General features: G+C 58.5%; 21 protein-coding genes. 13 read left to right on the forward strand and 8 right to left on the reverse strand.

The genetic code is table 11. The annotated features are described in order from the left end of the window. The first annotated feature begins 145 nt into the window (after positions 1-145). The 6 genes from flgA to lldD all read left to right on the forward strand — a co-directional run bounded on the left by flgA (position 146) and on the right by lldD (position 5544). Positions 146-739: a flagellar basal body P-ring formation chaperone FlgA gene (gene flgA, locus MYY08_RS06200; protein WP_190296311.1), complete on the forward strand. Its 594-nt coding sequence runs from the start codon at positions 146-148 to the stop codon at positions 737-739. A gap of 82 nt (positions 740-821) precedes the next feature. After that, complete coding sequence (gene flgM, locus MYY08_RS06205) at positions 822-1118, forward strand: flagellar biosynthesis anti-sigma factor FlgM (RefSeq protein WP_038629392.1); 297 nt, start codon at positions 822-824, stop codon at positions 1116-1118. A gap of 11 nt (positions 1119-1129) precedes the next feature. Next, positions 1130-1573, forward strand: coding sequence for a flagella synthesis protein FlgN (locus MYY08_RS06210; RefSeq protein ID WP_038629389.1), 444 nt, complete (start codon positions 1130-1132; stop codon positions 1571-1573). Positions 1574-1933: 360 nt separating this feature from the next. Beyond that, positions 1934-3586: an L-lactate permease gene (gene lldP, locus MYY08_RS06215; RefSeq protein ID WP_038629386.1), complete on the forward strand. Its 1653-nt coding sequence runs from the start codon at positions 1934-1936 to the stop codon at positions 3584-3586. Then, entirely contained in the window at positions 3586-4347 is a 762-nt protein-coding gene (gene lldR, locus MYY08_RS06220) for a transcriptional regulator LldR (RefSeq protein ID WP_038629384.1), read from the forward strand. Before lldP ends, lldR begins: the two co-directional genes overlap by 1 nt. A gap of 12 nt (positions 4348-4359) precedes the next feature. After that, positions 4360-5544 carry an FMN-dependent L-lactate dehydrogenase LldD gene (gene lldD / locus MYY08_RS06225; RefSeq protein ID WP_038629383.1) on the forward strand — a complete coding sequence of 395 codons (1185 nt, stop codon included), beginning with the start codon at positions 4360-4362 and terminating at the stop codon, positions 5542-5544. Between the two features lie 199 nt (positions 5545-5743). On the opposite strand, the gene MYY08_RS06230 is transcribed toward lldD, so the two are convergent. From MYY08_RS06230 to MYY08_RS06255, 6 genes are all read right to left on the reverse strand, one after another. Continuing rightward, positions 5744-7684 carry a methyl-accepting chemotaxis protein gene (locus MYY08_RS06230; RefSeq protein WP_288013833.1) on the reverse strand — a complete coding sequence of 647 codons (1941 nt, stop codon included), beginning with the start codon at positions 7682-7684 and terminating at the stop codon, positions 5744-5746. 287 nt (positions 7685-7971) lie between these two features. After that, positions 7972-8883: a bestrophin family protein gene (locus tag MYY08_RS06235; protein ID WP_038629382.1), complete on the reverse strand. Its 912-nt coding sequence runs from the start codon at positions 8881-8883 to the stop codon at positions 7972-7974. Next, on the reverse strand, positions 8883-10118 hold the full coding sequence (locus tag MYY08_RS06240) for an MFS transporter (protein WP_038629381.1): 1236 nt from the start codon (positions 10116-10118) through the stop codon (positions 8883-8885). The genes MYY08_RS06235 and MYY08_RS06240 overlap by 1 nt, the downstream gene beginning before the upstream one ends. A gap of 322 nt (positions 10119-10440) precedes the next feature. After that, a complete protein-coding gene (dnaC, locus tag MYY08_RS06245) occupies positions 10441-11178 on the reverse strand; it encodes a replicative helicase loader DnaC (RefSeq protein WP_038629379.1) in 738 nt (245 codons plus the stop codon). After that, the gene (gene dnaT / locus MYY08_RS06250) at positions 11178-11726 is read right to left on the reverse strand and encodes a primosomal protein DnaT (protein WP_038629375.1); all 549 of its coding nucleotides are present in this window, start codon (positions 11724-11726) and stop codon (positions 11178-11180) included. Before dnaT ends, dnaC begins: the two co-directional genes overlap by 1 nt. Positions 11727-11827: 101 nt before the next feature. Beyond that, positions 11828-12475, reverse strand: a complete 648-nt coding sequence (locus tag MYY08_RS06255; protein WP_038629373.1) for a hypothetical protein — start codon at positions 12473-12475, stop codon at positions 11828-11830. A 289-nt stretch (positions 12476-12764) separates the two neighbouring features. Here MYY08_RS06255 and MYY08_RS06260 point away from each other — a divergent pair, with 289 nt between their 5' ends. The 7 genes from MYY08_RS06260 to ghrB all read left to right on the forward strand — a co-directional run bounded on the left by MYY08_RS06260 (position 12765) and on the right by ghrB (position 19650). After that, positions 12765-13331, forward strand: coding sequence for a DNA-3-methyladenine glycosylase I (locus MYY08_RS06260; protein WP_038629371.1), 567 nt, complete (start codon positions 12765-12767; stop codon positions 13329-13331). Between the two features lie 113 nt (positions 13332-13444). Further along, on the forward strand, positions 13445-14107 hold the full coding sequence (locus MYY08_RS06265) for an OmpA family lipoprotein (protein ID WP_038629369.1): 663 nt from the start codon (positions 13445-13447) through the stop codon (positions 14105-14107). A gap of 151 nt (positions 14108-14258) precedes the next feature. Further along, positions 14259-15284, forward strand: coding sequence for a LacI family DNA-binding transcriptional regulator (locus MYY08_RS06270; protein WP_038629367.1), 1026 nt, complete (start codon positions 14259-14261; stop codon positions 15282-15284). 209 nt (positions 15285-15493) lie between these two features. After that, positions 15494-16228 carry a sugar phosphate isomerase/epimerase family protein gene (locus MYY08_RS06275; protein ID WP_038629365.1) on the forward strand — a complete coding sequence of 245 codons (735 nt, stop codon included), beginning with the start codon at positions 15494-15496 and terminating at the stop codon, positions 16226-16228. A gap of 3 nt (positions 16229-16231) precedes the next feature. After that, positions 16232-17191, forward strand: a complete 960-nt coding sequence (locus MYY08_RS06280) for a sugar kinase (RefSeq protein WP_038629363.1) — start codon at positions 16232-16234, stop codon at positions 17189-17191. 84 nt (positions 17192-17275) lie between these two features. Next, positions 17276-18562, forward strand: a complete 1287-nt coding sequence (locus MYY08_RS06285; RefSeq protein ID WP_038629360.1) for an MFS transporter — start codon at positions 17276-17278, stop codon at positions 18560-18562. Between the two features lie 113 nt (positions 18563-18675). After that, positions 18676-19650, forward strand: coding sequence for a glyoxylate/hydroxypyruvate reductase GhrB (gene ghrB, locus MYY08_RS06290; RefSeq protein WP_038629356.1), 975 nt, complete (start codon positions 18676-18678; stop codon positions 19648-19650). A gap of 175 nt (positions 19651-19825) precedes the next feature. Here ghrB and MYY08_RS06295 read toward each other — a convergent pair whose 3' ends face one another. After that, positions 19826-21034, reverse strand: coding sequence for an aldose 1-epimerase family protein (locus MYY08_RS06295; RefSeq protein WP_038629354.1), 1209 nt, complete (start codon positions 21032-21034; stop codon positions 19826-19828). 126 nt (positions 21035-21160) lie between these two features. Next, positions 21161-21358: a hypothetical protein gene (locus MYY08_RS06300; RefSeq protein ID WP_144380576.1), complete on the reverse strand. Its 198-nt coding sequence runs from the start codon at positions 21356-21358 to the stop codon at positions 21161-21163. Positions 21359-21368: the final 10 nt, after the last annotated feature.

The raw sequence follows: 21368 nt of genomic DNA on the forward strand, positions 1-21368 counted from the left end.
CTTCAGGATGTATGAATCATCTTATTCTTTATTATAGCTACCGATTCGGATTAGCATGAAAAAATTATTTTACCGCTGGTGGAAAATATTATTACTTTTATTTTTCATTCCTTTTACCACGTCAGCACAGATTGATAATGATTCATTGATCCAGAAAATTAACGCCTTATTAAACGGCGACAGCCGCGAAACCGGCGTGGTGCGTCGGGCAACATTGCTCTCTACGGCAGAAAAGCGCATGGCGCTGTGCGACGAGCCGCGTCTCTCCCTGAGCGGCGCCCAGCGTCTTACCGGCAACAGAACGGTGGTGGCGCAGTGCGGCAATAAAAAGCATTTTATCCAGATCAGGGTGGAAGCAGAGGGCCGTTGGTGGGTAGCGGCGCGCGACCTCAAAGCGGGCAGCATGTTGAATACGCAGGATATTGTGCCGCGCAGCGGTTCGCTGGCTAACCTGCCGGGCGATGTGATGACGCAATTGGGAAGTATCGAAGGCGCGGTACTCACCCGCGCGGTGCGCGCCGGACAGCCGCTGACGCAAAATCAGCTGCGCAAAAGCTGGCGCGTCAGCCGCGGCGAGGAAGTGGACGTGATTGCCTGGGGCGATGGCTTTCATATCTATGCCAAAGGCAAAGCGCTGGATAATGCCGCAGTGGATGAAGCGGTGCGGGTGCGCATGAAAACGGGCCAGTTGGTCAGCGGCAGTGTGAATAAAGACGGCAGCGTACGGATAAATTTGTAGTTTCATCTTTAGTTATCCGGGAAAATACCGATATTGATAATAACGGCAAGATAACCAACATACAGGTTTCGGAGAACAAATAATGAGCATTAACCAAACGCTGAAAACGCAACCTGTTACGCCCGCCCAAATTCAGCAGGAAGTGAAGCTCACTCAACGCAACCTGGCGGACAGCGCAACAAAATCTACCCCGGCGTCGCAGCAGGGCACCGACGTTAAACTCAGCGCTTTAACGCAGCATATTAAACAAGACGACTCTCAGGACGTGGACAGCGTGCGCGTCGAGCAGATTAAACAGGCGATCCGCAACGGCGAACTGCATATGGATTACGATAAAATTGCTGAGTCGCTGTTGCAGAATATCCTTGAAGATTGGTAATAAAAGCGAGCATGGACACTTTACAGGCCACCTTAAATAAATTGCAGGAAACGCTAAACGAACTGGATGTCGTGCTGGTGGAAGAGGTAAAACAGCTCAGCGGCGCGCAGATTAATCCGGTTTCGCTTCAGCGCATTTCCGATATGAAAAGCCGCCTGCTGTCGACCGTCGCGTATTATGACGAGCAGCGAAAACAGCAGGAAGATTCTTTGCAACTGTTCGCGCCCTATCCGCAGCAGCCGACGCTGGCCGCGTTCTGGAACGACATGGTGCCGACGATTAAAAGAGCCAGCGAGATGAATCAGCAAACCAGCCAGCTGCTGGAAATGCATATGCAAAGAGCGCGCAATTTAATCCGCGCGATAGATAAAACGGCGGCGGCGCCAGGCCTGTATACCGCGGGCGGGCAGTCGGATAATAACGGCTCCACGCGCGCTTACAATATTACTATATAAACAAAGCATCCTTCTCTCTGATGTAATTTGCCGGCTTTCTTAACAGAAAGCTTTTTTTTCGCGGCCGCCGCGACGCTATTGCTGCGCTGCGATCCGTTCTGCCGTCTCCAGTTTTAGCTTGCCGCTGCGCGCGCATCTCCCGCCCAAATTGGTCCGACCAAACCCGCTGATTTGTGACAAATCTTCCAGCCTCAAATGAAAGATTTAGCGAAATATTGCATTCGCCCCCGCACCAGATAAACAATTATTTAACATTTATATTCCTTTTGGTCTGACCAGCCTTACGGCTGCGTGCTGTCTGACTGCGGCGCTGTCGATCTCTGCCGCCTGAAGGCAGGCCCCTTCTGGAGAATCAGGATCATGCAAAACTGGCAGCAACTTTACGATCCGCTCGATAATATCTGGCTGTCGAGCCTGATTGCCGCGCTTCCCATTATCTTTTTCTTTTTCGCGCTGACGAAGCTGCGGCTGAAAGGCTATCTCGCAGGCACCATTACAGTGCTGATCGCGCTGGCCGTGGCGCTGCTGTTTTACCGTATGCCCGTCGACCAGGCGCTCGCTTCTGCCGTTTATGGTTTCTTCTATGGGCTGTGGCCCATTGCCTGGATTATTGTCGCCGCGGTATTCGTCTACAAAATTACGGTGAAAACCGGCCAGTTCGACATTATTCGCAACTCGATTTTGTCGATTACCGAGGATCAGCGCCTGCAAATGTTGATCGTCGGCTTCGCTTTTGGATCGTTTCTGGAAGGCGCGGCGGGCTTCGGCGCGCCGGTGGCGATCACCGCCGCGCTGCTGGTCGGTCTGGGCTTTAAGCCGGTCTACGCCGCCGGGCTCTGCCTGATTGTGAATACTGCGCCGGTCGCCTTTGGCGCCATGGGGATTCCGATTATCGTCGCCGGGCAGGTCACCGGCGTGGATGCGATGGCGATCAGCCAGATGGCGGGACGTCAGCTGCCGTTTCTGACGATGATCGTACTGTTCTGGGTTATGGCGATCATGGACGGCTGGCGTGGGGTGAAAGAGACCTGGCCTGCGGTAGTGGTTTCCGGCGGCTCTTTCGCCATCGCGCAGTATCTGACCTCCAACTTCCTCGGCCCGGAGCTGCCGGACGTGATCTCCGCGCTGGTCTCTCTGCTCTGCCTGACGCTGTTTCTGCGCGTCTGGAAGCCAGCGCGTATTTTCCGCTTCGACACCCAGGAGGGCGCTAACGGCGAAGCAAGCCGGGTTACCCGCTACAGCACGGCGCAGGTTATCCGCGCCTGGATGCCGTTTCTGTTTTTAACCCTGACCGTCACCCTGTGGAGCATCCCGCCGTTTAAGGCGCTGTTCGCCCCCGGCGGCGCGCTTTACGACTGGGTGTTCTCGTTCGCCGTGCCGTTCCTGCATCAGCAGGTGATCAAGATGCCGCCGGTGGTCGCCGCCGCCACGCCGTATGCCGCCATCTATAAGCTCGACGGGTTCTCCGCCACCGGCACCGCGATTTTTATCGCCGCGCTGCTGTCGGTAATCTGGCTGCGCATGCGGCCCGCTCAGGCGCTAAGCGCCTTTGGCGAAACCCTGCGCGAACTGGCGCTGCCGATCTACTCCATCGGCGCGGTGCTGGCGTTCGCCTTCGTCTCCAACTATTCGGGCCTTTCCACCACGCTGGCGCTGGCGCTCGCCCACACCGGCAACGCCTTTACCTTCTTTTCGCCGTTTCTTGGCTGGCTCGGCGTGTTCCTGACCGGCTCCGATACCTCCTCAAACGCCCTGTTCGCCGCCTTGCAGGCGACCACCGCGCAGCAGATCGGCGTGCCGGAGGTGTTGCTGGTCGCCGCCAACACCACCGGTGGCGTCACCGGCAAAATGATTTCTCCGCAGTCGATCGCCATCGCCTGCGCCGCGGTGGGGCTGGTCGGCAAAGAGGCCGACCTGTTCCGCTTTACCGTTAAACACAGCCTGATTTTCACCTGTATCGTGGGGATTATCACCTCATTACAGGCCTGGGTATTCCCGTGGATGATCCCGTAATGCATGAAGAACGACGTCTGGCCGAGAGCCTGGCGGAACGCCTGCGAGCGTTTATCGACCAGCAGCGGCTTCAGCCCGGCGAACGGCTGCCGGCAGAGCGCCAGCTGGCACAGCAGCTGATGGTTTCCCGATCGTCGCTGCGCGAGGCGCTGCAAAAGCTGATCAGCGAAGGCGTGCTGGTCAGCCGACGCGGCGGCGGCAATTTTATCGCCGAACGTGCGGCGGACTGGTCGGCAGCGCGGCTGGTGATGCCGCTCAGCACGCTGCTGGCGGACGATCCCGGCTACCGTTATGACGTACTGGAGGCGCGCATCGCCATTGAAGCCAGCACCGCCTGGCACGCCGCGCGCCGCGCCACGGCGGAAGACAAAGCGCATATCGAGCGCTGCTATCAGATGATGCTGCAGGTCAGCGACCGCGACGACCCTGACCTGGCGGCGCATTCCGACGTGCGCTTCCATCTGGCGATCGCCGAAGCCGCCCACAATCTGGTGCTGTTACAGGCGATGCGCGGCCTGTTCGATCTGTTGCAGTCGTCGGTGATGCAGAGCCGCCAGCGGATGTACACCGCGCCGGAGATTTTTCAGCAGCTGGCGGTGCAGCATCAGGCGATGTGTCAGGCGATTATCGCGGGCGACGCCGAACGGGCGCGCAGCGCCACCATCCACCACCTTGAATTTGTCGACGCCACCATGCGCAACCTGCATGAGGAAGAGGCACGACGGGCGCGCAGTCTGCGCATTCCAGACAGTAAAGCGTAAGCGAGGAAGACCGTGATTATCTCATCAGCAAAAGATTACCGAGCCGCAGCGAAAGCCAAAGTGCCGCCGTTTCTGTTTCACTACGCCGACGGCGGCGCCTATGACGAGTACACCCTGAAACGCAACAGCGAAGATCTGGCGCAAATCGCGCTGCGCCAGCGCATTCTGCGCAATATGTCTTCGCTGAGCCTGGAGACGCAGCTGTTCGGCGAAACGCTGTCGATGCCGGTGGCGCTGGCGCCGGTGGGATTGTGCGGCATGTACGCGCGCCGGGGCGAGGTGCAGGCGGCACGTGCGGCGGATAAAAAAGGTATTCCTTTTACCCTCTCCACCGTGTCGCTCTGCCCGATTGAAGAAGTGGCGCCGGCGATGCAGCGCCCGATGTGGTTCCAACTCTACGTGCTGCGCGACCGCGGCTTTATGCGTAACGTGCTGGAGCGGGCACAGGCGGCAGGCTGCTCGACGCTGGTGTTCACCGTCGATATGCCGGTGCCGGGGGCGCGCTACCGCGACGCGCACTCCGGCATGAGCGGCCCGAACGCGGCGATGCGCCGCTATATCCAGTCGGCGTTCTATCCGCAGTGGGCGTGGGACGTCGGCATTCATGGCCGTCCGCACGATCTCGGCAATATCTCCGCTTATCGCGGCGAGCCGACTCACCTGGAAGATTACATCGGCTGGCTGGGCAATAACTTCGACCCGTCGATCTCGTGGAGCGATTTGGAGTGGATTCGCGACTTCTGGAAAGGGCCGATGATCATCAAAGGCATTCTCGACCCGGAGGATGCGCGCGACGCGGTGCGTTTCGGCGCGGACGGCATTGTGGTCTCTAACCACGGCGGCCGCCAGCTGGACGGCGTGCTCTCGTCGGCGCGCGCGCTGCCCGCCATCGCCGACGCGGTAAAGGGCGATCTGGCGATTCTGGCGGACGGCGGCGTGCGCAGCGGGCTGGACGTGGTACGCATGATCGCGCTGGGCGCGGATACGGTGCTGCTGGGGCGCGCGTTTCTCTACGCGCTGGCGGCGGCGGGCGAAGCGGGCGTGACCAATCTGTTGAACCTGTTTGAAAAAGAGATGCGCGTGGCGATGACGCTGACCGGCGCGCGCTCGATTGCGGAAATCACCCGTGATTCGCTGGTGCAGGCGGTAGCGCCGATGCAGCCCGACGCGCTGGCGCAGGCGGTGGCCAACGACTAATGCAAGAACGCGGCGGGCAAGCGTAAAAATCACCACGGCCACCGGTTCGGCGGCCAGGCGTAAGGGTTAATGCCTCTGCCAGCGCAACGTCAGCCAGGCGCAGCCCGCCAGCAATAAGGAAAGCGGGCAAGCATCACGTAGAAACAGAAAACCCGGCGTCGCCGCCGGGTTTTTATCTTGTCTGCTCAGGCTTTCGCGATCAGAACTGTTCCCAGCCGCCCTGCGAGCCGGACGCGGCGACCGGCGTCGGCGCCAGCACGCGCGAACGCGGCGCGCTAACGGCCGGGCTGCGCTCAACGCCCTGCGGCGCGGTTTTGAACACCGCAACCGTCTGCTCCAGCTGCCTTGCCTGATCTTCCAGCGACGAGGCGGCGGCAGAAGATTCCTCGACCAGCGCGGCGTTCTGCTGCGTAGTCGTATCCATCTCGGTCATCGCCTGGCCGATTTGCAGAATGCCGCGGCTCTGCTCCTCAGAAGCGCTGGCGATCTCGTTCATAATGCCGCTCACCTGCGAGACGGACCGCACGATATCGTTCATCGCCTGCCCGGCACTGCTGACCAGTCGTGAACCGTTATCCACCTTTTGTCCCGCTTCTTTGATCAGCGTTTCAATTTCACGCGCCGCCGTAGCGCTACGCTGCGCCAGGCTGCGCACCTCGCCCGCCACCACCGCAAAGCCGCGCCCCTGTTCGCCAGCGCGCGCCGCTTCCACCGCCGCGTTCAGCGCCAGGATATTAGTCTGGAAGGCAATTCCGTTGATTACGTTGATAATATCGGCGATTTTACGCGAACTGGCGCTGATATCTTCCATTGTCACCACCACGTCCTGCACGATTTCACCGCCGCGTCCGGCGTTATGGGAGGCTTCCTGGGCCAGTCTGCTGGCCTGGTGTGCGTTGTCGGCGTTCTGCTTCACGGTAGACGTCAGCTGTTCCATGCTGGCGGCGGTTTCCACCACTGCCGCAGACTGCTGCTCGGTGCGCGAGGAGAGATCAATATTGCCTGCGGCGATTTCCGCCGAGGCGCGCGCCACGTTGTCCACGCCCTGACGCACCTGAAGAATGATCTCTTGCAGGTTCTGGTTCATGCGCCCCACTGCCTGCATCAGCAGTCCTGGCTCATCGCCTCGCTGCGTATCGATGCGCGCGGTCAGATCGCCAGAGGCGATTTTATCGGCGACCAGCAGCGTCTCCCGCAACGGCTGCGTAATATTGCGCGTAATGCGCCAGGCGATCAGCAGCCCGACCAGCACGCCAAGCGCGACGGCGATATACATGACAAAACTCGCTTTGGTAATGGTAAGCGTCGCCTGTTCGGTCTGGAACTGATAGAGCGCATTTACCGCCGCGTTGAGTTTTTCCGCCGCGCTGGTCAGCACGCCGGACTGACTTTCGTGATGCGTAAAGAGGGTATGGTAGTTATCCAGCGTTGCGTTCAGGCGCCCAGCCTCCAGCGAAACGCCTGCGACCCAGCCCGTTTCGAGGCCCGGCACGCTGTTTTTTAACAGTTCGCCCTGTTCCGCCACCGCGCTCAGCGCTGCCGCTATCGCCGCTTTACGCGCATCGTTCGGCTGGGTGATAAAATCGGGCCACAGCTTCATCACGCGCTGAATAGCGGCGTCCAGGCGGGAAGCCGCCAGCGCTTGCCCCGCATCCACGGCCTGACGACTCAGTGTCTCGCTTTTGCGGTCGTAGTCCGCCAGCGTATCCAGCTCCATTGCTTTCAACTGTTCGCTACGCTGGTTGATGAAAGCGACAAAGCGCGTTTTTTCCGTCAGGTAATAAGCCAGCGTCTGTTTAATGCTTTCAAGCCGCGATCTGCCTTCAGGATCCCAGCCCATCTGGTTAAGCGCTTCGCTTAGCTGTTCAAACTGCTGTAACGCTTTTGTATTCTGTTCGCCATAGCGGCTTTCGCCGGTGAACTGCAAAAGCGTGCGGTTAAGACGCGCCTGATTTAGCTGCTGCACCATCTGCACGACCAGCTGTTGCTTTTGCACATTCTCCCCGATCGTGGAAAGGCCGCGAATTCCGGCGCCGGCAATCACCAGGCTGATCAACAGCACCAATATAAAGCCTGAGGTGAGCTTTTTACCCACGCTTAAATTATTGAAACCTGCCATCCACGACGTCAGACTGCCCATAGCTCACCCTTATGAAAAAATAACGAACGATATGGCAGCTATCGGCAAGGTTAAGGGCTGATTTAGTTAATTTACAAAAATTGATGAAACCAAACCACTTTTTCTGAATTAGCCCCTATGAAAATACGGTAACGTACGGTACTAACAAGCAAGCTTAACGACCCGAACCGGGTAACGGCGCAACGTTAAAGTTAAATTTATTTAATGTTTGTGAACAAAAAAGCGGCTGAGCGACCTGTTTTGCGCGGCAAATGACCGCCGACGGTGGGTGGCCGGCGGCACGGCGCTCAGTTCAGCATACAGTTGCCGTCCGGGCGCATTTTTTCCGGGCCGGGGCGATCGAGCATCTCGCACAGGATAATTTCAATGCCGTTGCATAACGCGTTCAGCGGCAAATCGTTCGGCGAACTGCCGAAGGGATCTTCCAGCTCCTCCGCCAGCGACTCCAGCGACAGAAAGGTGTAAGAGATAAATACCGACACCAGCGGCGTCAGATAGTGCAGATCGGCCACCAGCGCAAACGGCAGCAGCGTACAGAACAGATAGACCGTCCGGTGCAGAATCAGCGTGTAGGCGAAGGGAATCGGCGTGTTAGCGATGCGATCGCAGCCGCCCAGCACGTCCGACAGCCGGTTCAGGTTGGCGTCGATGCTGCTGTAAAGCACGTCGCTCAGGCGTCCGGCCCGGCGCTGCTCGCCCAGCCAGTCGCCCATGCAGAGCAGCAGCCGGTTGGTGGGCTGCGGGCTGTTCTCCACCTGCGCCAGGTAACGCGCGGGCATCAGTCGACGCAAATCATCCCGCCCGTCGGTATGCCGCAGCTGGTGCTTCATGCTCCAGGCGAAGGCGATCAGCATCTGGCCGAACTGCTGAATCTCCGCCTCATCGGTCAGCACGCTTTTTATCTGGCGCAGCAGCGAGCGCTGAGCGATCAGCAGCGCGCCCCATAGCTGACGCGCCTCGGTGTAGCGCGCATAGCTGGCGTTATTGCGAAAGCCGAGGAAAATGGCGATGGCGATGCCCAGCAGGCTGAAAGGCGCGGTCGTCAGATGAACGCCGAGCTGTTCATACCACTGAAAGCAGATAACCGCGATAACCGACATCACCAGGTTCAAACTCAGGCGGAACAAAATATCCGGCAGCACCGAGCCGTGCCAGACAAAGAGACGGAAAAACCAGTGCTGATGGGGACGAACAATCATCAGGCCACCTCGTTTTCGAGGCGCTGACGACGGCGCAGCCCGGGGAACCAGTGCATCCACAGCCCGACCACCACCAGCGTGCCGATGCCGCCGATAGCCGCCGCCGGCACCGCGCCCAGCCAGGCGGCGAGCATGCCCGATTCAAATTCGCCCAGCTGGTTGGAGGTATTGATAAATATCGAGTTCACCGCATTAACGCGCCCGCGCATCTCGTCAGGCGTATCCAGCTGCACCAGCGCGCCGCGAATGACCATGCTGACCATATCGAAGCCGCCGGTGGCGAACAGCGCCAGCATCGACAGCCAAAGCTGCGATGAAAGCGCGAACACCAGCGTCGCCGCGCCGAAACCGGCGACGGAGATAAACATAATCATGCCGACGTGGCGCTCCAGCGAACGATGGCTCAGCCAGAAGCCGACCAGCAGCGCGCCGACCGCCGGCGCCGCGCGCAGCAGCCCCAGACCAAGCGGCCCGGTGTGCAGAATATCCTGCGCATAAATCGGCAGCAGCGCGGTTGCGCCGCCCAGCAGCACGGCGAAGAGATCGAGCGAAATCACGCCCAGCACGTCGGGACGTTCGCGAATAAAGCGTACGCCGGCGAACAGCGTTGAGAGCGTGGCGGGCGTGCGCGGCGGCTGCGCCTGTTCATAGCGCAGGCGGCTGACCATCACAATGGAGATCAGGTAGAGCAGGGCGGTGACCATATAGACCACTGAAGCGCCCGCCACATAGAGCAGGCCGCCCAGCGCCGGTCCCATGATCATTGCCGCCTGGCCGCCGACGGCACTGGCGGCGGTGGCGCGCGCCAGCAGACGCGGCGGCACCAGCGCAGGCAGCATCGACTGCATCGCCGGCGCCTCCATCACTTTCGCCACCGACAGCACGAACACCAGCCCCAGAATGGTCCAGACCTCGCTGTGGTGCAGCAGCGTCAGCGCCGTCAGCGCTACGATAGCCAGCCATTCAATCAGCTGAGAAAAGAAGACGATGCGGCGGCGATCGCGTTGGTCGGCGATGTGGCCCGCCCAGAGCGCCAGCGTCACGGAAGGAAGGAACTGCACCAGCCCGATCAGGCCGAGATAGAACGCTTTGCCGGTGATGGCGTAAATCTGCCAGCCGACAATGATAGATAACATCTGGAAACCAAAGCTGGAGCAGGTGCGCGCCAGCCAGAACGCAACGAACGAGCGGTGCTGTAACAGCGAATCCGCCCGCGAATCAGCAGGAGAAGCCATAACCATCCCAATAACAGCAACGAAACAGGCCGCAGAATCGCGACGCCGGGAAAGGTGCCCCCGATGATATTGTTCTGTTAGGGACACCGAACACAGACGATGCGGCAACCTGGCAGGTGAGCCTCTGTTTTACAATACTTGACGAAAATGTGGTAGTACAAGCCGTGCGAAGCGCAACGAGATTGACTAGCGCCGACGCGGTAAAAGCGGGAAGCGCATCATGTCGCGCTTCCGCGCCCAGGCAAAGCGCCGTTCATTGCCGAACCAACGGGCTGACAATTCAAAGATTCAGACGCCTCCGTTGCCGGAGGCGCGAGGCGGCTCAATATTCGTTGCCGATAACGCGGCCGCGATAGCTTTCCCAGTTGAAAGAGACCCACAGGCTCTGGCCAAGGCGCATGCGATCCATCACGCGCTCGCCCAGCAGTTTTACCATTTCCGCATGGTTGAGGTTAGTAAGCATGCCGGTAGGACGCTTCGAGGAGGAACGTCGGTCGACAATCTGGTTGATAATCACTTTTTCATAGCGTGATTCGGTCTGCATGCCGATCTCATCAATCACCAGCAGATCGACAGTGCTGAAATCGTGCAGCAGATGTTCTTCCGTGCGGTCGCCGCCGCTGAAAGAGCCTTTAATAATCGACATCAGATCGGCGACGGTGACGATCAGCACGCTTTTGCCGCGCAGGATCAGGTGGTTACCGATCGCCGCCGCCAGATGGTTTTTGCCGGTGCCGGGACGGCCGGAAAAAACAAAGCTGGCGATGCCCTGGTCAAACTCGTCAGCGTAGCGGCGTGCCTGCTCCAGCGCCTTACGCTGACCATCGTTTTCCACGCGGTAGTTATCGAACGAGCAGTTCATATGCAGCTCTCGGATGCCGGAGCGACCGAGGATGCGCTGCATCTTCATGGCGCGGTTTTCGCGCGCGATCGCCTCTGAGCGCAGCCGCCCCTGCTCCTGATTCCATGCCAGCAGCTCTTCGCCGCTCTGAAACTTTGGCTTGATATGGTCAGGCATCAGCCGGTGCAGACGGTTAAATAACTCAGCGGGCGTTTTCATTATTCACCTCGGAAACCATCGGGAATCGATTGATCGGGTTCAGGCAGCTGGTTGACGTCGCGCTGCGCACGTCCGCCGTTCGCCGCCCGGCTCTGCTGTACGCTGCGCGCCAGCTTCTGCTGCCACTGAACGTGATGAAAAGGTCGGCCGTCAGCCTGCCACCAGGTAATAAAGGACGCCAGCTCGGCGGGGGTTACCGGTTCGCTGAGCGCAATGCCCCAGATGGCGGCCTGACGCTGAAAATCGGCGTCGGGCCGCCAGCCGGCGTACATCATAAATTTGCCCGCTGGCGCGGCCATCGCCGCTGGCTGTGCCGCTGCGTCATGATAGAGCTGTTCATCCAGCGCCACATCGCTTTGCGGCTGTCTTGCCGCCGCCTCCAGCTCCAGCAGCTGCGCCAGTCGATCGGGAGAAACCGCATACAGCACCGGCGCGTTGTTATCGAACACGGCGACCGCGCCCGATTCCGCCGAGGAGAGCGCGCCGATCGGGTCCTGGCGAAACGCCTCAAGGCCAATGACGGTGGAGGTTAAGATCTTGACAGACATGGTAAATCCCGGATTACATTGCAGGCAAAACGTAACGGGCCGCCGCAGCAGCCGTGATTGCCTCTAGTCTATCAAGTTTAGCGCCCGGAATCGCCTCTTCCTTAGTGCTGCGTCTGCCAGGCGATGCCCGGTTTATCCTGTTTCATATGGCGCAGATCCCACAGGTAGCGCACGCAGGAGAGTAGACAAAAACTGTAGCCCAGCAGTTCGGTGCCCTCTTCCGCCATGTTTTTTACCGTGCGGTTATAGCCGTCGAGCATCAGGGTTTCCCACAGCTCGTGCATGCCGAACAGACGGGAATAGACAAGGATAGTCAACAGACCGGCGGCCATCATGTTCCAGCTGGGATGCTGTAAAAAATTCACCAGGCCAGAAAGCGTCGCCGCCGGATGGCGCGCCGCCAGAGCCAGACAGACGATGGCGACCGCCAGCGCGAACCAGACCCACGCGCCGTGAAAAATCTCATCAAACAAGAAATCCATCTCACGAATCAGCATACAGGCGAAAAAGCCGCCTTTAAGCACCAGGCTGTAGCGCAGGCTGCTCTGCCGGACGGCGTAAAAGAAGAAGGAGATCGCGATGCCGCCAAGGATCACTTCCTGAAAAATCTCGGTAAAGGAGGTTTCATGCAGCGCATCCCGCATCCAGTTTACATCAATGAAAACCAACCCCATCATCAGTGTCAGAAAGAGCGCGCAGCCCATAAAAGCGGCGAATTTTACGGTAATCTTTTTTATATCGTCGGACATATAATTTCTCTGAAAATGATTAGCGTGCTGATTATATGCACAGTCAATCAGTATATTTCTCATTTCATGCCTTCAAACCGGGCGCAGGCGGCATGGCGCCTGCATCGGCAGGCAATAACCCTTGTAAAGAAGGGCTAAGCACGCAAAAAAGTCGGTGCTGGAAGAAAGCGCACAAATATGAAATCGCAAGGGTGGTGACACGCGCGAATCTGTTAGTACTATCAAGCTGACGCCTTCATCAGCATGATAAAATCACGGTTTTAGTCATTTGAAAGCACGGGAAAGCGCAATGCAACGATGCAACTGGGTATCAGACGATCCGCTTTATCAGCGTTACCACGACTGCGAATGGGGCGTGCCCGAAACGCGTGGCGCGGCGCTGTTTGAAATGCTCTGTCTTGAGGGTCAGCAGGCGGGTCTTTCATGGATTACGGTGCTGAAAAAGCGCGAAAACTATCGCGCCGCTTTCCACGGCTTCGACCCGCATAAGGTGGCCCGGATGGATGAAACGGATATGGCGCGGTTAATGCAGGACCGCGGCCTGATCCGTCATGCAGGGAAACTCGCCGCGATTATTGCCAACGCGCGCGCTTATCTGGCGATGCAGGCCAGCGGCGAAGATTTTTCGCAGTTTATCTGGTCTTTTGTCGATAACCAGCCGCAGGTAAGTCATTTCATCGAATCACGCGAAGCGCCAACGCAGACGCCCGCTTCGCTGGCAATGTCAAAAGCGCTGAAAAAGCGCGGCTTTAAATTTGTCGGATCGACCATTTGTTACTCATTTATGCAGGCGTGCGGGCTGGTTAATGACCACATAACAGGCTGTTTCCGCCATCCCGTTAATACCTCTTCGTAGAACTTTACAAATCTGAGGAAATTCCTGGATATTTCCTGCATCTTTACGCGGCATAATTGCCGCCTTCAGCAGGTGCGGGTGCGCCTGTAGGAAGCTTTTTAAAGGATATAAAGATGAAAAAAAGCATTATTGCCCTGTCACTGTTAGTAAGCGGCACAATTGCCCTTTCCGGCTGTACCACCAATCCTTATACCGGGGAATCTGAAGCGGGTAAATCCGGCATCGGCGCCAGCGTGGGCGCGCTGGTTGGCGCAGGCGTTGGGGTTCTCTCTTCTTCAAAGAAAGATCGCGGCAAAGGCGCGCTGATCGGCGCGGCTTCAGGCGCGGCGCTGGGCGGCGGCCTGGGTTATTACATGGATGTGCAGGAAGCCAAACTGCGTGAAAAAATGCGCGGCACCGGCGTCAGCGTCACGCGCAATGGCGACAACATCATCCTGAACATGCCTAACAATGTAACGTTCGACAGCAGCAGCAGCACGCTGAAACCGGCTGGCGCGCAGACGCTGACCGGCGTGGCGATGGTGCTGAAAGAGTACCCGAAAACTGCCGTTAACGTGATTGGCTACACCGACAGCACCGGTACGCGCGCGCTGAACATGCGTCTGTCGCAGCAGCGCGCCGACAGCGTCGCCAGCGCGCTGATCCTGCAGGGCGTCGCCAGCACTCGCGTACGCACCGGCGGCATGGGCCCGGATAACCCGATCGCCTCCAACAGCACGGAAGAGGGTAAAGCGCAGAACCGTCGCGTTGAGATCACCCTTAGCCCGCTGTCATAAATCTGCTTTATTTATCGGGGCAGTTCGCTGCCCCTTTACCGCCACGCCGCACCCTTTTTTCCGGCCAGCTTGTTCTGAGCCAGCTACGATGCTAACCACCGGCATCTGGCTGTGTTAGTCTCTCACCGAAATCCCGGAGTAAAAGAAAGACATGAAGCATAAGGCCGCACGCGCCACCATCAATGATGTTGCCAAAGCAGCAAAAACCGGCAAAACCAGCGTTTCCCGCTACCTCAATGGCGAACATCATGCCCTGTCGCCCGATTTGAAACAGCGTATTGAGCAGGCGATCGCCGCGCTTGACTACCGGCCCAACCAGATGGCTCGTGGCCTGAAGCGCGGACGCACGCGACTTATTGGCCTGATTATCGCCGATATTACCAATCCTTATTCAGTGGATGTGCTGTGCGGTATCGAAGCCGCCTGCCGCGCGCGCGGCTTTACCCTGCTGGTCTGCAATACCAACAATGAGATTGACCAGGAGCAGCACTATCTTCAGCTGCTAAGCAGCTATCAGGTAGAAGGCATCGTGGTCAACGCCGTCGGCATGCGCGAAGAGGCGCTCAACCGTTTGCAGCAGTCGCTGCTGCCGATGGTGCTGATCGACCGAAAAATTCCTGATTTTTCCTGCGACGTCGTCGGGCTGGATAATGTGCAGGCCGCCAATGACGCAACCGAGCATTTAGTGAAGAACGGCTACCGCGCGTTGCTGTTTCTCAGTGAGCCGCTTGGGCTGGTCAATACCCGGCTGGAGCGTTTGCAGGCGTTCCGCCAGTGCTGCGCCGGCCACACCGGCGTGCTCTGCGAAAACGCCGAGGTGGCGCTTAGCGACGCCGCGGCGATGGATCGCATTATCCTCGATTTTTACCGCCGTCACGCCGACCGGCCCGCCGCGCTGCTGGTGGCGAACGGCGCCCTGACACTACAGGTGGCGCGCGCTATGCGCCGTCTCGATCTGGACTGGGGCCGCAAAATGGGCTTGCTGGGCTTTGACGAACTGGAGTGGGCGGAGCTGGCGGGCGACGGCATCACCACTTTGAAACAGCCGACCTGGCAGATCGGCTATGCGGCGCTGGAGCGTGTGATTCAGCGCATTGAAGGCGAAGCGACGACCATAGAAGAACAAACCTTTCACGGCGAGCTGGTCGTGCGCGGTTCGACACGCCCGCTCGCCTGATCTTTCCACTTTTCCTTCTTGCGCCGCCTTTTGCAGGCGGCCTGTCCATCGCCGTCCAGCGCTTTTCGCATAATTCAGACGATCCCTGGCGTCAAATAAGTACATCGTGAGCGCGATCATAATTTCATACTTCCCTCCTTTGCTTTGGAACCGGTTCCATTTAGCTTTTCTTTATCGCGGTTCTATCTGTGACCGCTCCCGGAGGAAGAGTGAAAAGAGAAATCGTAGTGGTGTCCGCGGCTTACGGGCATCAAAAAGTCGCAGAGCTGGGCGGCCAGCGCGCGCTGCTGCCGATTATTGCTGAAGCAGGCGCTGACGGCGTGGAAATTCGTCGCGAGCTGTTTACCGAGTCAGAGCTGCAACAGCTGCCGCAGCTCGCCGCCGCCATTGCTGAACACCGGCTGAACGCCTTCTATTCTGTGCCCGACGCGCTGTTTACCGCGCAGGGAGAACTGAATCCGCAGCTGGGCCGTTATCTGCAGGAAGCGGATCAGCTGGGTGCCTCTCTGCTGAAGCTGTCGCTGGGCCACTATCGTCCCGGCGCCGAAGCAGGCCTCGCATCAACGCTGGCGGCCAGCAAAGCCAGGCCGGTGGTGGAAAACGATCAGACCGAATACGGCACGCTGGCGGCGATCGCGGCATTTTTCGAGCAGTGCGATCAGACCGATATGACGTTCGATATGGCCAACTGGATCTGGACCGGCGATGACGCCTCTGCCGCTGCGCATCGCCTTGCGCGCCACGTCAGCTATATTCATGTAAAAGCCGCTATCCCCCATGGCGACAGCTTCCGCGCAATTGCGCTCGACGAAACCGACGGCAGCTGGCGCGCGCTGTTAAAACAGCTGCCTGCCGATGCGCCGCGCGGCATTGAATTTCCGCTACAGGGCGATGACCTGGTTGCCGTGACGCGCCACTATGTCGATCTGCTGCGCGAGGAGTAAATCATGAACAGCCATACTCACCAAAACGGTACGTTGGATGTGGTCACTATCGGCGAAGCGATGGCGATGTTCGTCGCCGCCGAAACCGGCGATCTGGCCGCGGTCGACACCTTTATCAAACGCATCGCCGGAGCGGAACTGAATGTCGCTATCGGCCTCGCGCGGCTCGGTCTGAAAGTGGGCTGGGTCAGCCGCGTAGGCGATGACGCTTTTGGCCGCTTCGTCCACCAGCAGCTGGAAAAAGAGGGCGTCGATCATCAACGCGTGCTGACGGATAAGCGTTACCCTACCGGCTTTCAGCTGAAGTCGAAGGTGGAAGACGGCTCCGATCCGGTCGTGGAGTATTTTCGCAAAGGCTCCGCCGCCAGCCACCTTTCCGTAGCTGATTTTGACCGCGACTATTTTGGCTCGGCGCGCCACCTGCACCTGAGCGGCGTAGCGGCAGCGCTTTCCGGCAGTTCGCTGGAGCTGCTGAACCACACGGCGCGGGAGATGCGCGCCATGGGCAAAACGTTCTCATTCGATCCTAATCTGCGTCCGGTGCTGTGGCCGAGCGAGCAGGAGATGGTGAAACAGCTTAACCAGCTCGCTTTCATGGCGGACTGGGTGCTGCCAGGTGAAAAAGAGGGCCTGATTCTGACCGGACATCGCCAGCCGGAAGCGATCGCCGATTTCTATCTCGATAAAGGGGTGAAAGCGGTCATTATCAAAACCGGCGGCGATGGCGCCTGGTACAAAACCTCTGACGGCGACAAGGGCCAGGTGGAGGCGGTACGGGTGGAAAATGTCGTCGATACCGTCGGCGCGGGCGACGGCTTCGCCGTTGGCGTGATCAGCGCGCTGCTGGAAGGCAAACCACTGCCTCAGGCGATCCGTCGCGGCAATAAAATCGGCTCGCTGGCGATTCAGGTGATCGGCGACAGCGAAGGCTTGCCGACGCGCGCCGGTCTCGGCGAAGAGTAAGCAATAACCTCTTACGTACCCTTATAACGATGCAGATCGGTGACGCCGTCATCAGTATATGCGCTCCCAAGAGAGGATAAGCTCATGAATAAGCAGACAATCGCGCCGAAACGTTGGTGGTATATCATCCCCATTATCTTTATCACCTACAGCCTGGCGTATCTGGACCGTGCGAATTTCAGCTTCGCCTCCGCCGCAGGCATCAATGAAGATTTAGGCATTACCAAAGGGATGTCCTCGCTGCTGGGCGCCCTGTTCTTTCTCGGCTACTTTTTCTTTCAGATCCCTGGCGCCGTCTATGCCGAACGCCGCAGCGTGAAAAAGCTGGTGTTCTGCTGCCTGGTGATGTGGGGCGTCTGCGCCTCGCTGACTGGCGTGGTAAGCAATATTCCGATGCTGGCCGCCATCCGCTTTATCCTCGGCGTGGTGGAAGCGGCGGTAATGCCGGCGATGCTAATCTATATCAGCAACTGGTTTACCAAATCGGAGCGCTCGCGCGCCAATACCTTCCTGATCCTGGGCAATCCGGTCACCGTGCTGTGGATGTCGGTGGTCTCCGGCTACTTGATCAACGCTTTCGGCTGGCGTGAGATGTTTATTTTTGAAGGCATCCCGGCGGTGATCTGGGCGGTATTTTGGTGGTTCCTGGTGCAGGATAAACCGGCGCAGGCGCGCTGGCTGAGCGAAGATGAAAAGACCGCGTTGCAAGAGCAGCTGCGTAAGGAGCAGGAAGGCATTAAGGCGGTGCGCAACTACCGCGAAGCCTTTAAGTCGCGCAACGTTATTCTCCTCTGTATGCAGTATTTCGCCTGGAGCATCGGCGTGTATGGCTTTGTGCTGTGGCTGCCTTCCATTCTGCGCAACGGCACGCAGATGGGAATGGTCGAGGCAGGCTGGCTCTCCGCCGTGCCATATCTGGCGGCAACCGTGGCGATGATCGTGGTTTCCTGGGCCTCCGACCGCATGCAAAACCGCAAGCTGTTTGTCTGGCCGCTGTTGCTGATCGGCGCGCTGGCGTTCCTCGGCTCATGGCTGGTGGGTTCGAATAATTTCTGGCTCTCCTACAGCCTGCTGGTGATCGCCGGCGCCGCGATGTACGCGCCTTACGGCCCCTTCTTCGCCATTATTCCTGAAATGCTGCCGCGCAACGTCGCCGGCGGCGCGATGGCGCTGATCAACAGCATGGGCGCGCTGGGCTCTTTTGTCGGCTCGTGGATTGTGGGCTACCTTAACGGAGCCACCGGCAGCCCGGCCGCTTCCTATATCTTTATGGGCGTGGCGCTGCTGGTCTCCGTCTGGCTTACTCTGATTGTGAAACCGGCGGAGAACAAACAGCCCCCCTCGCCGGAACGCGCGGCCAGGCACGCATGACTAGTCGCGCGTAAGGTCCGGCGCATCCGGACTCTGCCTCAAATTGCCGATCGCGTCCGTTGACGATCGGCAATTATCTTTTCTGTTTACCGCTCAAGCGGATGGAGCCTGACATGAAGCCTGAAGTGCTGTTATACAAATCCCTTCCCGACGATTTACGCGCCCGCCTCGATGAGCATTTCACCGTGACGGCGATTAACGGCCTCTCGCCGGAAACCATTGCGGAACATGCGGAGGCGCTGGCGCGCGCAGAAGGCATGATCGGCTCCAGCAGCACGGTGGATCAAGCGCTGCTGGAGAAAATGCCGAAACTGCGCGCCGCCTCGACGATCTCCGTCGGCTATGACAATTTTGATGTGGAAGCGCTGAACCAGCGCGGCATTGTGCTGATGCATACGCCGACCGTCCTGACCGAAACCGTCGCCGATACGATGATGGCGCTGGTGCTTTCCAGCGCGCGGCGCGTGGTGGAAGTGGCGGAGCGGGTAAAGGCGGGCGAATGGCGGCGCAGCATTGGTCCCGACTGGTTCGGCATCGATGTGCATCACAAAAAAATGGGCATTCTCGGCATGGGCCGCATCGGTCTGGCGCTGGCACAGCGTGCGCATCACGGCTTCGGCATGCCGATTTTATACAATGCGCGCAAGCATCATGAGGAAGCGGAGTCGCGTTTTAACGCGCAGTATTGCGATCTCGATACCCTGCTGCGCGAGTCCGATTTTCTCTGCATCAGCCTGCCGCTGACGGAACAGACTCACCATATGATCGGTCGTGAGCAGCTGGCGAAAATGAAGCCGAGCGCCATTCTGATTAACGCGGGCCGCGGGCCGGTCGTGGATGAGCAGGCGCTGATCGCCGCGCTGAAAGATAAAACCATTCACGCCGCAGGCCTGGATGTGTTTGAACAGGAGCCGCTGCCGGTTGATTCCGAACTGTTGACGCTGCCGAACGTGGTGGCGTTGCCGCATATTGGTTCCGCGACCCATGAAACGCGTTACGGCATGGCGCGCGACGCCGTAGATAATCTGATCGCGGCGCTGGCGGGCAAGGTAGAGAAGAACTGCGTCAATCCGCAGGTGCTGCGTTAAATCGCTATGCGGCGATCATGGCAACGCGGCGCGTGGTTTGCGGCCGCGATGTTAATGCGACCGCAACCGTTCGGCAGAGCGCGTGGTTTGCGGCTGCGATGTCAATGCGACCGCAACCGCTCAGCAGAGCGCGTGGTTTGCGGCCGCCATATTGCGTCGGCCGCAACCGCTCGCCTTACTCCACCGCGATCGGTTTTTCATCCAGCTGTGGCGCGTTGTCGCCCTGTAGCGTTTTAACCCGTTGCTCTACTTTTTGTACTGCCTGCGCATCTTTTAACAGCGTGTAGGTCAGCGTGAAAGCCTGGCTTTGCCCCGGTTGCAGCTGTTTTACCCTTCCCTGCTCTTTCTCGATGGTAACCGGATAGGCGTAGTTAGTGCCCGGTTCAATGCCGGTAACGTAGCCCTGATTCAGGGTGTCGGTATTCTTCCATAAGGTCAACAGCGGCAGCTGACGAGTGTCGAATTCAATTGCCGCGCCCTTGTCTCCCTTGCTGTTGATCACCGCCGCGACCGTCTTGCCTTCGTTATCCGCCAGCGGCGTCAGGTTAAATACCATCTCGTCAAAGCCTTTGGTCGGCGCGCCGTAGATATTCCAGGTTTTTAAGCCATTTTTCGCATAGTCGTTAAAGGGCGAAACACTTTTTACCGGCGCGATAAAGCGAGCGTCTTTCTCCAGAATCGGCGTGCCAAAGTTGCTGTGATAGATAATCTGGTAATCTTGCGGGTAGTCGCTCTGGTTGGTCAGCTCATCATGAATGGTGAAGCTGTCGCTGCCTGGGACGTAACGCAGTTCGGTCCAGGTGCTGAGCTTCGCCTTTTTAAAAGTATGCTCTTTCAGCAGGCCGCGAATGCGAATTTCATGCGGGGCCTGCTCATTAACTATCACCTCCACGCGCGACGCCGGGGTATTGCCCGCTTTGCCGTGCAGCGTGTAGAGCACGCCGTCTTTGGTGACCGGATGACCAGTCCACTCAAAGCCGCAACGCACCATCATCTCGTTAAAGCCGTCCAGCCAGCCCAGCCCGTTACGGCTTTCCAGACGGATATAGGCCGGATTGACCACCTCATCCACTGGTGAATCCCAGCCCATGCGCACGCCGTGTCCGTTAACATGCAGCAGATCCATGCCGCGGCTGGGGCTAAGCGCGATCGTCAGGCCGTTTTCGCTGCGCAGGGTAATCACTTTCGACCCTTCCTGCTTGCCACCGTGCAGAACTTTTTGCTCAATGCTGAAAGGCTGACCGTCCAGCTTCAGCTGTTGGCTGCTGATGCTCCAGTTGCCTTCCTCCATGCCGCTTTCAGCATCCGTCAGCAACCACGACTGCGCCAGCGCCGGCGTGGAAAACATCATCGCTACCGTCATCGCCACCAGAGAGTTGTTCATTTTGTGATCCTTTAGCTGAATTGATTTAGCAAAACAGCCAGCAGGTTACAAATGCGCCTGCTGAAAAACCGTGATGGCAGTCACCTGGAGATTTTTAGCGGATGTTTCAGTAAAGAAACGAGATTGTTAACTCATTTCTATCGGACTTATTACATTTTTCAGCAAAAATTTGTGATCGCTATTTGATGCAGCTTGATACGTTTCAGCCTGAATCTGGCGCGCATCGCGCATCGCGCCTCGCTGCATCGGCCAGAAGCCGTCCTTAACAACGCGGCGATAATCAGCCGCTCCGCCTGCCTGGTATCTCAGGTTTCGCTTTTTCACAGCCTTTGCC

It is taken from the genome of Mixta sp., assembly GCF_024610815.1.
Lineage (GTDB): Bacteria > Pseudomonadota > Gammaproteobacteria > Enterobacterales > Enterobacteriaceae > Mixta > Mixta calida.

Bases quoted from the DNA above. Each gene is read 5' to 3' on its own strand.
- flgM (WP_038629392.1), top strand. From the start codon at position 822: ATGAGCATTAACCAAACGCTGAAAACGCAACCTGTTACGCCCGCCCAA.
- MYY08_RS06210 (WP_038629389.1), top strand. From the start codon at position 1,130: ATGGACACTTTACAGGCCACCTTAAATAAATTGCAGGAAACGCTAAAC.
- lldP (WP_038629386.1), top strand. From the start codon at position 1,934: ATGCAAAACTGGCAGCAACTTTACGATCCGCTCGATAATATCTGGCTG.
- lldR (WP_038629384.1), top strand. From the start codon at position 3,586: ATGCATGAAGAACGACGTCTGGCCGAGAGCCTGGCGGAACGCCTGCGA.
- MYY08_RS06230 (WP_288013833.1), bottom strand. From the start codon at position 7,684: ATGGGCAGTCTGACGTCGTGGATGGCAGGTTTCAATAATTTAAGCGTG.
- MYY08_RS06235 (WP_038629382.1), bottom strand. From the start codon at position 8,883: ATGATTGTTCGTCCCCATCAGCACTGGTTTTTCCGTCTCTTTGTCTGG.
- MYY08_RS06240 (WP_038629381.1), bottom strand. From the start codon at position 10,118: ATGGCTTCTCCTGCTGATTCGCGGGCGGATTCGCTGTTACAGCACCGC.
- dnaC (WP_038629379.1), bottom strand. From the start codon at position 11,178: ATGAAAACGCCCGCTGAGTTATTTAACCGTCTGCACCGGCTGATGCCT.
- dnaT (WP_038629375.1), bottom strand. From the start codon at position 11,726: ATGTCTGTCAAGATCTTAACCTCCACCGTCATTGGCCTTGAGGCGTTT.
- MYY08_RS06255 (WP_038629373.1), bottom strand. From the start codon at position 12,475: ATGTCCGACGATATAAAAAAGATTACCGTAAAATTCGCCGCTTTTATG.
- MYY08_RS06260 (WP_038629371.1), top strand. From the start codon at position 12,765: ATGCAACGATGCAACTGGGTATCAGACGATCCGCTTTATCAGCGTTAC.
- MYY08_RS06265 (WP_038629369.1), top strand. From the start codon at position 13,445: ATGAAAAAAAGCATTATTGCCCTGTCACTGTTAGTAAGCGGCACAATT.
- MYY08_RS06270 (WP_038629367.1), top strand. From the start codon at position 14,259: ATGAAGCATAAGGCCGCACGCGCCACCATCAATGATGTTGCCAAAGCA.
- MYY08_RS06280 (WP_038629363.1), top strand. From the start codon at position 16,232: ATGAACAGCCATACTCACCAAAACGGTACGTTGGATGTGGTCACTATC.
- MYY08_RS06285 (WP_038629360.1), top strand. From the start codon at position 17,276: ATGAATAAGCAGACAATCGCGCCGAAACGTTGGTGGTATATCATCCCC.
- ghrB (WP_038629356.1), top strand. From the start codon at position 18,676: ATGAAGCCTGAAGTGCTGTTATACAAATCCCTTCCCGACGATTTACGC.
- MYY08_RS06295 (WP_038629354.1), bottom strand. From the start codon at position 21,034: ATGAACAACTCTCTGGTGGCGATGACGGTAGCGATGATGTTTTCCACG.